We start from the raw sequence: 13,151 nt of genomic DNA, 5'->3' as shown, positions 1-13,151 counted from the left end.
TTACTTAGCTGTATTTAGAGACGATTGAGTTGACTGCCAATTAGATCGGATCAACATTTCTAGTTCATCAACCACATCTTTGATATTTTCTTGCGCACGAAGTAGTGACTCACGACTAGCTAAGCTATCTGACGTTTTTTGATCAAAAATGGTATTAAAAGAAGATGAGCTGGCGGTAATTGCCGAGCTATGATTGATTGGATAACTCATTACTTGACGACCAAATGCACTACGAACATCTTTAACGATGTCGCGCTGTGAATGGTTCCCTTTAACATAGTTAGTTACTAAGAATTGCATGAAGTCCCAACCTTGGTGGCCAAGCGCAGCAACTGTATGGTAAATCTCGCCTAATCGCTTTAAGTATTTATTGTTTGCATCAAAGTCTACAGCTTCAGGATGAACAGGGATAAGCATCGATGTAGAAGCCATTAATGCATTATAAAACATAAAGTTAAGTGATGGAGCTGTATCAATTAGAATAATATCAAATTGATCTTTTACCGGTTCAATAACTTTTTCGAGCAATTTATGATAGTGACGAGTTTTATCATAACTAGAGCTATCTTTTAATAAAGTTGCTGTTTCATGCTCAAAATAAAAGTCATCCATACCAGAAGGCAAAATACGAATATTAGGTATATGGGTAGGTAAGAAAGAGTTTGATACTAATTCATCCCAGGTTTCGTTTTCATCGAGTTCAATACAGTCACGCATTAAATCGCCCACAGTAATTGGGTCTGGCTCACTTGGTGGGAAAAAGCTTGATGAAGAACCTTGTGGATCAAGGTCAATGATACCAATTCTGTATCGTTTAATGTTGGTAGTAGCAAGTGCAGCGGCTATGTTCACCATGCTGGTCGTTTTACCACAACCACCTTTTAATGAGTTAATAACGATAACTTGTAATTTATCATCAACGGTACGGTGATCTGGCTTTATATCCATGATATCAGCCATAGCAAATATATTTACTAAGGTATATGCGTAGTGACCATTAGCACCACGTTTGATATTTAGTTCATCAAAGTCACCATTATCATGACGTCGTTTCAAGGTGCGATTATTACAGCCTAATAAGTCAGCGGCTGCTTTTTGCGTGTAAGTACGAAGTTCTTTTTCTTCAGACTTTAAATGGGCACGATAATGTTGAATACGTCCTTCTAGCGATTTTTCAGCAACTTCTGCTGTCGCTTTTAGTAACCTGTAAGTGGCTAGCGCATTATTATTGATAGACATACTTTCTTCCTCAAAGTTATGCTTTAAGTATAATGTCCATTCAAATTGCTGTAAACAAGTATTTAAGACGACATACCTTTTATTTATAAGACATTTAATAAAAATTTGTAACTTTACTGATGCTAAGTATAAATAAGTAAGTTTAATATCGGTTAAGTATATAGGTATATAAGGTTAAGATGCTAAAATAGTGAAATATATCACTGATTTTATTGAATATTTACTAAAAAGCCAGATCGTGTTTTTACTTGGTAAAGATCAGATCTATAATGACTCGCAGATCAGCATATTACTAAGCAAAAAATGAGCTTTCGACTTATGCACAGCTTAGTCACTGCTTTACACACAAAAATGCTTGTGTAGATCAAACTTTTACTAACTAAATTATAAAGTTATACACTGAGAGGATAACTAAAATGCGCAATAAGTTGGTATGGATCTGATCTATAGTTGGTACAGATCAGATCTATGCTAACTAAAGAGCTGTTTATCCACATGCTGTTTTAAAAAAGCAATTTTTGTCGTGTTAATTTGCTTTAAAAAGGTGATTAACAGGACATAAATTGAACTGAGTTAGTAAAATTGCGACCTATCAACTATAACTTAGTAAAAATCTGATCTGAAAATCAGCAATTACGAAACAGTTAGTATAAAACTGATCCGAAGAAATAAATTATGATCGGATCAAGTTTATACTAACTTAAACATTTAACTTTTGAAGTTTTATGTGTTGTTATTAACTGTCGAAGAAAAATTGGAAATAAGAACAATGAGCCGAAAGGTCAACATCTCGGTAGATAACTTACCCGATACATTACGCGGGCAGATCCACGGGGTGGAAAGTGCAATAGATAATGAAAGTCTTGCACTATTTACAGACAACAAAGATGTGCGTGTTTCAATTGAAAATGCTGCACATGGTTTGAGAGCTTACTCAAATACATTTAATCATTATGATTTATGGGGACGTTTTGTCCGTTCTGGTCATAAGAAGCTTCCGGTTGAAGAAGCACCAAAGAAAACCATCGTCACAAGAAGAATCTCTGAAAAAGTAGACGGCATTCTTTATGATGGCGAAATCAAAATTACACCTGCGGTAGTAAGCACAAGAAAAGATGGTGAAGATGTTGAATATCTTGTTTGGCCATCTGATCGAGAAGAAAAAGTCGAACGTGCCTTAATTCGTTTAGCCTCTAAAGGTAAAATTGTAAAAATCAATTTTAAGTCTGGCATTCAATACGCAGTTGTTTTTTCAATGAATGAATTAGCGCAAGAACTGAAAGCGGTTGGCCAGTCAATGCCTTATCCGCAAATCAAAGAATCATTAGAAGCATTACAAGGTTCTAAACTTTCTTTCAAATATTCAGCAACAGATACGCGTAACTCTGATATTGATGACTCATTTTACGAATCGAACATGAACTTTTTATCGTCACTTCATTTTAGTGGAAAAAAAGGTCAAGGTGGTAACGTAAAATGTGTGGCTTGTTTGAATGCCTTCGTTCATAACATGATCGATAACCTTGAATACAAAGGTTACTACTTTAATAGTGCTCAGGAATTAAAACGTGGTTTATCTCGTTGGATGATGCTTCGTTTATATCATTTATGGCGTTATGCGGCACCGGGTAAGACCTACCATTTCCGACTATTATCGATTATGGAAAAATATGGCTCTATTTATTCAACAGACGAAATTACCGAGAATAAATTAAAAGCTTTGCGTCGTGATATGACTACGACAATGAAAGACTTAATTGAGAAAGGTGCAATCTCTGAATATAACATTACCAATGTCAAAGATGACAAAACGGGTAATATTATTGATTACACATATGAAATGCATCCATCTGATCAATTTTGTGATGAGATTCTTACGCTTAATAAGCATAATAAACGAATCGAAATTCAAGGTGGGAAACGCATTGTTGAGAATGCGGTATTAATCGATGAAGATAAAATTGAAGAAATAGTCGAAGACTAATTTCTTTTATACTTACTTACTTACTATATACAAAAGGCCACATATGTGGCCTTTTTAACATAATCAATCTGTCACTTGTTCTAAGTAAAGTCTATCAACTAAGAAATCATATTCTCTTTTTCGAGGGTGGCTTTCAGGTTTTTGATAATCAGTTAATGTACCAAGTTTTACATCTGGTTCTGGGTTTATCAAAATAAAAGGTAAAGCAGCACTAACATGATATCGATTTTTAGCTGTATATCTTACATTAACTTGTGGGCTAACTCTTGTTGGTCTACGAATTCGCAATTTTTCTTTATCACCTAAACTTGCAACACGACTTTGCTCTTGTGCAACTAGCGCTTGCCAAGCGTGTTGGTCGATCATTCTTGGGTTAGAATAACTAGCCGATTTATCCAACATTGCTAAGGCCATTTTTTTTGTTAGCGTTTTAGTTGCGTGTTTGTGCATCCAAGTAAAACGAACAGAGTAGGGCGATTCAGTTTCAAAATGGATCTTACGATATGCTGCAAGGGTAATGAGATTTGGAACAGCATTGTGAACAGCTTCAAACCTCGCATCATTATTATCGATAGCTATAACACTATTTTTAAAATCAGCTTTGGCTTTATTTAATTGATTTATCCTTGCAATGAAATGTTGCTTATCGACATCTTTTAAAACTAATAAGCCTGGATGCCTTTTTAATACTCGACTACTTAATCCTGACTTTTTATAAAAATCACCAAAGGAATTTAGAATTAATTTATGAGCATCATCGCCTTCAATTTTATGTACACTAATTGAAGAAGGAACTTTCTTTTCGTCGTTTACATCGATATCTGGCAGTTGATAATATGAAGCCTTATCAAAACCCACTTCTTTTAATTCTTCACAAAACAAATGAGTCAATTCACTGACTAAATCAAACTGACTGCGTATCTCTAACTTTGTACTCATAGGAACACATCTTACTTAACGTTTATTCAATTTTAACCTTATCCTCTTAATATTAATAGATAAATTTATTTTCAATGCTGACCTTACTTATAAATCAATTTAAGTATGATGTGTTCTATATTGTACTTCTTAGTACAGGTTTTCAACTTGATCAATGTTAGATATAAATTGTTCAATAGAAGTGTGTAAAGCAGAGGTTACACTAGGCCTTAATATAGGTAAGATGTGTTCTTGGCCTTTGGGTTAATTGTTAAAACAAAAAAAGCTCTATAACTCACTGTTTCAAAATGGAAAGATGCTAAGTATCTGCTAGTTAATATCGAAACTGTTTATCAAATAACGAAATAATCGTAAATAGCTGAATATTGTCCTTGAACTTAGTACGTGCAATAAGTTAGTTTTCGTAAATGGTCTATGTTAGGAATGAGGAAACAACATGCAATCGTGGAACCCAGACAGCTGGAGAAAACTGCCGATACTTCAGCAGCCAGAGTACCCAGATCAAGAAGCCCTTAAATCAGTTGAAGGGCAATTAAAAAGCGCACCACCTCTGGTATTTGCCGAAGAGACGCGTAGCTTATACAAACAACTAGAAGCTGTATGTGAAGGCAGAGCCTTCTTATTACAGGGTGGTGATTGCGCAGAGTCATTCAGTGACTTTAATGCAGCAAATATCCGCGATACATTTAAAACACTTTTACAAATGGCCGTTGTTTTAACTTATGGTGGTAAATGCCCTGTAGTTAAAATTGCGCGTATGGCAGGTCAGTACGCTAAGCCTCGCTCATCAGATTACGAAACGATCGATGGTGTATCTCTGCCTTCGTACCGTGGTGATATCATCAATAACTTCGAGTTCACTGAGAAAGCACGTGTACCCGACCCACAGCGTTTGATGACAGCATATCATCACAGTGCAGCAACGCTAAATTTATTACGCGCATTCGCGCAAGGTGGTTTAGCCGATTTACATCAAGTAAACCGCTGGAACATGGGTTTTGTTGCAGCAAATCCGCTTAAAGAGAAATACCAACAGCTAGCTGACAGAATTCAAGATGCGCTTGAATTTATGGAAGTGTGCGGTATCGACTCAACTGTTGCACCAAGCTTAAAAGAAACAGACTTATTTACATCACACGAAGCATTATTATTAGGCTACGAAGAAGCACTAACACGCCGCGACCACTTATCAGGTGACTGGTACGATTGTTCTGCACACTTTGTTTGGATTGGTGAACGTACACGTCAACTTGATCATGCACACATCGAATTCTTTAAAGGTATTAAAAATCCAATTGGTGTGAAAGTTGGGCCAGGTATGGACCCAGATGAGCTAATCAAACTTATCGATGCAGTTAACCCAGATAACATTCCAGGTCGCTTAACGTTAATTACGCGAATGGGTGCTGATGTACTGCCAGAGAAACTACCGGCACTAGTACGTAAAGTACAACAAGAAGGCCGTAAAGTTATTTGGAGCTCAGATCCAATGCATGGTAATACTGAGAAAGCGAGCTCAGGTTATAAAACACGTAGCTTTAATAATATTCTTCGTGAAATTAGCCAGTTCTTCGCAGTACACAAAGCTGAAGGTTCATACCCAGGTGGTGTTCACCTTGAAATGACTGGCCAGCACGTGACTGAATGTACTGGTGGTGCATATGGCTTATCTGATGAAGATTTAGCACAGCGCTACCGCACTCAGTGCGACCCACGCCTAAATGCAGATCAAGTTTTAGAACTAGGTTTCTTAGTTGCTGATTTATTAAAAGACGCACGTAAGTAACACTAAGTTATCCAAAAAAGGCTGCATATTGCAGCCTTCTTTAATGTCCGATACTAAAATAAGTTAGTACTTACGTCTTTCAAGACCAGTATCAGATATAATCTTTGCAGAAATTTCTTCTACTGAATGATGAGTCGAATTTAAAAATTGAATCTTCTGTTTTTTATAAAGCATTTCTACTTCACGCACTTCGATACGACACTGTTTTAAAGACGCATATTTTGAATTAGCCATACGACGCTGGCGAATATCGGCAAGGCGAACAGGGTCAATCGTTAAACCAAAAAGTTTATGTTTGTAAGCTTTTAAACACTCAGGCAGGGTGCCTCTTTCTAAATCATCTTCTGTCAGCGGGTAATTCGCCGCTTTGATACCATATTGTAATGCCAGGTATAAACTAGTTGGTGTTTTACCGCTTCTGCTAACACCTACTAAAATAATGTCGGCTTCAGCATAGTTTTTAATGTTAGCGCCATCATCATTGGTCAACGCATAGTTAACCGCATCAATACGAAAATCATAACTTTTCTCGTGCATCGAATGCGTTCTATGAACCTTTGGTACTGGCGCAACTTTTAACTCTTGAGAAATTTTATCACTGTATTGTGATAAAAAGTCATAACACACCGCGCAAGACGATTTAATAATTTCACTTAGCTCGTGGTTTACAAAAGTGAAGAACACGAGTGGCTGTTCTCCATCACGTTGCGCTGTTGAATTAATTAAGTTCTTAACTTCAATTGCTTTTTTTTCTGTTTCAACAAAAGGAATTGTTTTGTGATTAAACTCAACAGGAAACATAGATAAGGTCGCATGACCAAAGACTTCAGAGGTGATTGCTGTTCCATCAGAAATATAAAATGCAGTTCTCATATTTAACCTTTTTATTACCTTTATCTGCAAAATAGGGGCTTCACGGTTTACGTGAGGTCTGTTGCCAGTGTAGAATGACTACGACCTTTTTAGAAGGTTTTCTTTCTTAACTCTCACAGTTAGTACTACAATTTGTTTATGGAGAAAGATCCGTGCAAGAATACGTTCTCTGGTATCAAGAGCTTGGTATGCAAGATGTTCCTCGTGTTGGCGGTAAAAACGCTTCACTTGGTGAAATGATCTCAAACCTAGCTAACGCTGGTGTTCAAGTGCCAGGTGGTTTCGCTACAACCGCTGATGCATTCAATGAGTTTCTAGAGCAATCTGGATTAAACTCAAAAATCCACGATATTTTAGACACATTGGATGTGGATGATGTAAATACACTCGCTAAAGTCGGTGCCGAAATCCGCCAATGGATTATCGATACACCATTCCAACCTAACCTAGACCAAGCCATCCGCGACGCATATAGCCAATTACATGGCGACGCATCACAAGATGTTTCATTTGCAGTTCGCTCATCTGCTACAGCAGAAGACATGCCAGACGCTTCATTCGCAGGACAACAAGAAACGTTTTTAAACGTACGTGGTATTGATGCAGTAATGACTGCAATCAAACACGTGTTTGCCTCACTATTTAATGACCGCGCTATTTCTTACCGTGTTCACCAAGGTTATGACCACCGTGGTGTTGCACTTTCAGCTGGTATCCAACGCATGGTTCGTTCAGATAAAGCAGCTTCAGGTGTTATGTTCAGTATTGATACTGAATCTGGCTTTGAAGATGTTGTATTTGTAACTTCAAGCTATGGTCTTGGTGAAATGGTTGTGCAGGGTGCTGTAAACCCAGATGAGTTTTATGTTCATAAACCAACTCTTGCTAACGGTAAACCAGCGGTAGTTCGCCGTAACATTGGTTCAAAAGCAATCCAAATGATTTACTCAGCGGATGAATCACATGGTAAGCAAGTTGAAATTGTTGACGTAGATTCGTCACTTTCAAACAAATTCTCAATCACAGATGCTGAAGTTCAAGAACTTGCAAAGCAAGCTGTTATTATTGAAAAGCACTACGGTCGTCCAATGGACATCGAGTGGGCAAAAGACGGCAACGACGGTAAACTTTACATCGTTCAAGCACGTCCAGAAACAGTTCGTTCAAACGAAGACGCTAACGTTATGGAGCGTTTCCAATTAAATGGTACAAGCACAGTTGTTGCTGAAGGCCGTGCAATTGGTCACAAGATTGGTTCAGGTACTGTACGCGTACTAGATTCAATTGATGAAATGGACAAAGTACAACAAGGCGACATTCTAGTTACTGACATGACTGACCCAGACTGGGAGCCAATTATGAAACGTGCCGCTGCGATTGTTACAAACCGTGGTGGACGTACTTGTCACGCGGCAATCATTGCTCGTGAATTAGGTATTCCTGCAGTTGTTGGTTGTGGTAATGCAACTGATTTAATTAAAGCAGGCCAAGATGTAACTGTATCGTGTGCCGAAGGTGACACAGGTTATATCTACGAAGGTATTTTAGATTACGAAGTGCTTACATCACGTGTTGATGAAATGCCAGAATTACCAATGAAAGTTATGATGAACGTAGGTAACCCTGATCGTGCATTCGACTTTGCTCGCTTACCTCATGCCGGTGTTGGCCTTGCGCGTGTTGAATTCGTAATCAACCGAATGATTGGTGTTCACCCTAAAGCACTTCTTAATTTTGATGCGCAATCTGACGAGCTAAAAGCTGAAATCTCAGAAATGATGGCAGGTTATGAATCACCTGTAGAATTCTATATTTCTAAGCTTGTTGAAGGTATTGCAACACTAGGTTGTGCGTTTGCACCTGAGCGTGTCATTGTTCGTATGTCTGACTTTAAGTCAAACGAATATGCAAACCTTGTTGGCGGCCAGCAATATGAGCCGGAAGAAGAAAACCCAATGATTGGTTTCCGTGGTGCAGCACGTTATATCTCTGAAGATTTCCGTGACTGTTTCGCGTTAGAGTGTGAAGCGATTAAACGTGTTCGCAACGAAATGGGTATGACTAATATTGAAATCATGATCCCATTTGTTCGTACGCTTGAAGAAGGTAAGCGCGTTATTGAATTACTTGAAGAACATGGTCTTAAACGTGGCGAAAATGGTCTGAAAGTAATCATGATGTGTGAATTACCATCAAACGCGTTACTTGCAGATGAGTTCTTAGAATATTTTGATGGTTTCTCTATCGGTTCAAACGACTTAACTCAGTTAACATTAGGTCTTGACCGTGACTCAGGTTTAATTGCGCATCTATTCGATGAGCGTAACCCTGCAATCAAGAAACTATTATCAATGGCTATTCAAACAGCTAAAGCAAAAGGCAAATACGTAGGTATTTGTGGTCAAGGTCCTTCAGATCATGAAGACTTTGCAGCTTGGTTAGTTGAGCAGGGCATTGATTCTGTTTCTCTAAACCCAGATACAGTATTAGAAACTTGGTTATATCTTGCTAAGAAATTAGCCGACTAAGTACTTTATTTAATTAAAATAAAGATTCTGATATAAAAAATGCCAGCACTTAGCTGGCATTTTTGTTACTTCGAAGGGCGTGTTGTCCTTTTATGATTGATTTTGCAGCATTGTGTTTGGTATTTAGGCAAGGCAGAGCCTGTGTAGTGTGGTTGTTCCACATAAATAGGTAATAACGCAGCATCAATGCCGAACACGCGCTGCCCTTCGGGTTCTTTCTAGGGGCGATTAACTCTTTGTTACCTACATGGATGTAGGTAAGGGGCGTGAGCAGGACGCGGTAGCTTTGCTCGATTTTTACTTAGCCCACTAGGTTACAAATCTCGCGCCGCGATTAAATCGCCCCTAGAGTGAACAAAGTCTAATCTACAAAGGACAACACGCCCTTTAAATCAGCGAGCAAGTTTTTTATCGATATAAGCACATGACTTAGTCAGAGCCTTTTGGCACAAGGTTAAATAATCACGCGCTTTAGGATAGTAAAAAGATAAACAGAAAAGTCCTGCAATAAAGAAGATCAGCGACGGTCCGGGAATAATAACAAAAACTAAACCCAATAACATGCACAAGGCACCTAAACTGATTAATGCAATTTTTTTCATCTGACTATCTCATTTGCTGCTTTAATACACAGTATAAAAGTATTGCCCCCGAAATCGATAAAAAGAGTGTTACAAACTGTAAAATCTTCAATTTATCTTAGCTATTAGCATGATATAATTTGCAAAATGCCTTAATTTATCACCGTCATGATAGCAACAATAAGCCAACAACAAGCCACCACAGAACTCGTTTCTAATTACTTAGATACAATACAAAAACAAGGTTTTAGTGGTGATACCGATGCAAGCTTTTCTACACGTTTAAGTTTATCAACCGATAACAGCGTTTACCAACAGGTACCTCAAGGTGTCATCTTTCCAAAGTCAGCAAAAGACATACAACTTGCTATGCAAATTGCTTCTCGTGATCCGTTTTTATCACTGACTTTTGGTCCACGCGGAGGTGGTACAGGTACTAATGGTCAATCGCTAACCCCAGGTATAGTTGTTGATTTATCTCGCTACATGCGTGAAATTTTAGAAATCAATGTCGAAGAAAACTGGGTGCGCGTGCAAACGGGTGTAATAAAAGACCAATTAAACGACTTTTTGCGTCCTTACGGTTTTTTCTTTGCGCCCGATTTATCAACAAGTAACCGTGCAACAATCGGTGGAATGATAAATACAGATGCATCAGGTCAAGGCTCTTTGGTTTATGGCAAAACAAGTGATCACGTTTTAGGCCTAACAACTTATCTTGTTGATGGCACTGAAATGTCAACAACCCCTATGCCTATTGAAAAAGCAAAAGTAATTGCTGAACAAAACACGACAGTAGGTAAGTTATATAAAACAGTTCTTGATATTGGCCTTGAGAATCGAGACGCTATTTTAGAAAAATTCCCACGTTTAAACCGTTTTCTGACCGGCTACGATTTAGAACATATTTTTTCTGATGATTTACAAACCTTTGATATGAGCCGATTAATTACTGGCTCCGAAGGTTCATTAGGTATAGTTACTGAAGCAAAACTAAATATTACGCCCATTGCTGAATTTAAAACATTAATCAATATTAAATACGATAGCTTTGATTCTGCACTTCGTCATTCACCGTTTCTAGTTGCAGCAAATGCAACTTCTGTAGAAACAGTCGATAGCAAAGTACTTAACCTTGCTCGAGAAGATATCATTTGGCATTCAGTATCGGACTTAATAACCGATGTTGAAAACAAAGATATGCAAGGGCTCAACATGGTTGAGTTTAATGCGGTTTCACCAGAAGACATTAAAGATAAAGTAGACACTCTTTGTAAGCTACTCGATGAATGTGTTGAAAAACAAACTAATGGCGTGATCGGTTATCAGTTAACGAATGACAAAGCTGATATATTAAAAATTTATGCAATGCGTAAAAAGTCAGTGGGCCTTTTAGGAAATGTAAAAGGCAGTCAAAAACCGTTAGCTTTTGCTGAAGATACTGCAGTACCACCAGAAAACTTAGCCGATTTTATAGTCGAGTTTCGTGAACTTCTCGATAACCACAACCTTCAATATGGTATGTTTGGCCATGTTGATGCTGGTGTTTTACACGTACGACCTGCACTCGATATGTGTGACCCTGAACAAGAAAAATTGCTTCGCCATATTTCAGATGAAGTCGTTAAACTGACTGCCAAATATGGCGGCTTGATGTGGGGAGAGCATGGCAAAGGGTATCGAAGTGAATATGGCCCTGAATTTTTCGGCGAGCATTTATTTACACAACTTAGAAAAATCAAAGCGGCATTTGATCCAAATAACAGAGTAAACCCAGGTAAAATCTGTACGCCAATTGAAAGTAAAGACTCACTTGTTTCTGTTGACGATCAAAAGCGTGCCTGGTTCGACAAAGAAATTTCTATCGATGTTAAAACAGAATTTAATAACGCGATGACCTGTAATGGTAATGGTCTGTGTTTTAACTACGATGAAAAATCACCAATGTGTCCATCTTATAAAGTAACAGGTGACCGCCGTTATTCACCTAAAGGTCGTGCAAGTTTAATGCGCGAGTGGTTGCGCCTTCAAGAGTCTGAAAATATTGATTTACTCAATATCGAAAAAGAATTAGTTAATGGTGAAGTGATCACTTGGTGGGAGCGCTATCAACATAGTCGCGATAAGAAAAAAGGCGTTTATGATTTCTCTCATGAAGTAAAAGAATCAATGGATGAATGTTTAGCTTGTAAAGCATGTACTACTGCATGCCCAATAAAAGTTGATGTACCAACATTTCGCTCACGCTTTTTAAATTTTTACCACAGTTATTATGCTCGACCAGCAAAAGATTATTTAGTAGCAGGCATCGAACAAACTGCGCCGGTTATGGCAAAATTTGCTAAAGTGGTAAATCCAATAGTAAATACAAAACTTGTTTCAGGATTAATTAAAAATACCATTGGTTATGTTGATACGCCAAGTTTAAGCGTACCGCAACTTTCTAAACGTATTTCAAAAGATCAGCAATTTAATTTTGAATTACTTAATTCGCTTTCAAAAGAACAACAAGCAGAATATGTACTGATAGTACAAGATCCATTCACGAGTTTTTACGAAGCCGAATTAGTCGAAAGCTTTATTAAAGTCATTAAAGCGTTAGGCAAAAAACCTATGCTATTACCATTTAAACCTAATGGTAAAGCACAGCATGTAAAAGGGTTTTTAAATGAATTTAAAACAACAGCAAAAAATGCAGCTGAGTTTTTAAATTCACTCAGTGAAATCAATGCTCCTTTAGTTGGGCTCGATGCATCTTTGGTTATGTGTTACCGAGATGAATATGTGTCAATTTTAAAAGAGAACCGTGGAGATTTTAAAGTTGAGCTTGCGCATGAATGGCTTCAAACGCAAAACTTTAAACAAGTTACTCTTGCCACTACAACGAGTTCGCCATTTAAATTGTTGAGTCATTGTACTGAAACAACAGCAATGCCGAATGCATCTAAAGTTTGGCAAACCATTTTTACTGATCTAAATTTACAGCTTGAAACTACCAGTACGGGTTGTTGTGGTATGGCAGGAACGTACGGCCATGAAAAACAAAACCAAGAAAATTCACGGGCTCTTTATGAAATGAGTTGGCAACCAATTATTTCAAGTAATGAGCCTGAAACTATTTTAGCAACTGGCTTTTCTTGTCGTAGCCAAGTGAAACGCTATGAAAAATTTAAACCAAAGCATCCACTGCAATTAATTGCAGAGCTACTTTAAGTTGTAAA

At 37.7% G+C, this 13,151-nt stretch carries 8 protein-coding genes; 4 read left to right on the top strand and 4 right to left on the bottom strand.

What is annotated here, in order from left to right; translation table 11 throughout:
- Positions 1-1,239 (bottom strand): AAA family ATPase, encoded by a 1,239-nt coding sequence (locus tag IRQ78_RS01280; protein WP_166341018.1) that lies wholly within the window; start codon positions 1,237-1,239, stop codon positions 1-3.
- A gap of 769 nt (positions 1,240-2,008) precedes the next feature.
- Here IRQ78_RS01280 and IRQ78_RS01275 point away from each other — a divergent pair.
- Positions 2,009-3,223 carry a hypothetical protein gene (locus IRQ78_RS01275; RefSeq protein ID WP_054553336.1) on the top strand — a complete coding sequence of 405 codons (1,215 nt, stop codon included), beginning with the start codon at positions 2,009-2,011 and terminating at the stop codon, positions 3,221-3,223.
- 63 nt (positions 3,224-3,286) lie between these two features.
- On the opposite strand, the gene IRQ78_RS01270 is transcribed toward IRQ78_RS01275, so the two are convergent.
- Positions 3,287-4,162, bottom strand: a complete 876-nt coding sequence (locus tag IRQ78_RS01270; RefSeq protein ID WP_054553335.1) for a DNA replication terminus site-binding protein — start codon at positions 4,160-4,162, stop codon at positions 3,287-3,289.
- Positions 4,163-4,598: 436 nt separating this feature from the next.
- On the opposite strand from IRQ78_RS01270, the gene IRQ78_RS01265 reads away from it, so the two are divergent.
- Complete coding sequence (locus IRQ78_RS01265; RefSeq protein ID WP_194441135.1) at positions 4,599-5,948, top strand: class II 3-deoxy-7-phosphoheptulonate synthase; 1,350 nt, start codon at positions 4,599-4,601, stop codon at positions 5,946-5,948.
- Positions 5,949-6,011: 63 nt separating this feature from the next.
- Here IRQ78_RS01265 and ppsR read toward each other — a convergent pair whose 3' ends face one another.
- Entirely contained in the window at positions 6,012-6,821 is an 810-nt protein-coding gene (gene ppsR / locus IRQ78_RS01260) for a posphoenolpyruvate synthetase regulatory kinase/phosphorylase PpsR (RefSeq protein ID WP_054553333.1), read from the bottom strand.
- A 152-nt stretch (positions 6,822-6,973) separates the two neighbouring features.
- On the opposite strand from ppsR, the gene ppsA reads away from it, so the two are divergent.
- A complete protein-coding gene (gene ppsA / locus IRQ78_RS01255) occupies positions 6,974-9,349 on the top strand; it encodes a phosphoenolpyruvate synthase (RefSeq protein ID WP_138617233.1) in 2,376 nt (791 codons plus the stop codon).
- Positions 9,350-9,741: 392 nt separating this feature from the next.
- Here the strand turns inward: ppsA and IRQ78_RS01250 are convergent, their stop codons facing one another.
- Entirely contained in the window at positions 9,742-9,951 is a 210-nt protein-coding gene (locus tag IRQ78_RS01250) for a PGPGW domain-containing protein (RefSeq protein ID WP_054553331.1), read from the bottom strand.
- A 147-nt stretch (positions 9,952-10,098) separates the two neighbouring features.
- Between IRQ78_RS01250 and ydiJ the strand changes: the two genes are divergently transcribed.
- On the top strand, positions 10,099-13,143 hold the full coding sequence (gene ydiJ / locus IRQ78_RS01245) for a D-2-hydroxyglutarate dehydrogenase YdiJ (RefSeq protein WP_194441134.1): 3,045 nt from the start codon (positions 10,099-10,101) through the stop codon (positions 13,141-13,143).
- The last annotated feature ends 8 nt before the right edge of the window (positions 13,144-13,151 follow it).

This window comes from Pseudoalteromonas simplex (genome assembly GCF_015278155.1).
Taxonomy (GTDB): Bacteria; Pseudomonadota; Gammaproteobacteria; order Enterobacterales; family Alteromonadaceae; genus Pseudoalteromonas; species Pseudoalteromonas simplex.
This window is presented reverse-complemented; position numbering and strand designations above follow the sequence as displayed.

Excerpts from the sequence above, each read along its gene's own strand:
- IRQ78_RS01280 (WP_166341018.1), bottom strand. The coding sequence starts at position 1,239 with ATGTCTATCAATAATAATGCGCTAGCCACTTACAGGTTACTAAAAGCG.
- IRQ78_RS01275 (WP_054553336.1), top strand. The coding sequence starts at position 2,009 with ATGAGCCGAAAGGTCAACATCTCGGTAGATAACTTACCCGATACATTA.
- IRQ78_RS01270 (WP_054553335.1), bottom strand. The coding sequence starts at position 4,162 with ATGAGTACAAAGTTAGAGATACGCAGTCAGTTTGATTTAGTCAGTGAA.
- IRQ78_RS01265 (WP_194441135.1), top strand. The coding sequence starts at position 4,599 with ATGCAATCGTGGAACCCAGACAGCTGGAGAAAACTGCCGATACTTCAG.
- ppsR (WP_054553333.1), bottom strand. The coding sequence starts at position 6,821 with ATGAGAACTGCATTTTATATTTCTGATGGAACAGCAATCACCTCTGAA.
- IRQ78_RS01250 (WP_054553331.1), bottom strand. The coding sequence starts at position 9,951 with ATGAAAAAAATTGCATTAATCAGTTTAGGTGCCTTGTGCATGTTATTG.
- ydiJ (WP_194441134.1), top strand. The coding sequence starts at position 10,099 with ATGATAGCAACAATAAGCCAACAACAAGCCACCACAGAACTCGTTTCT.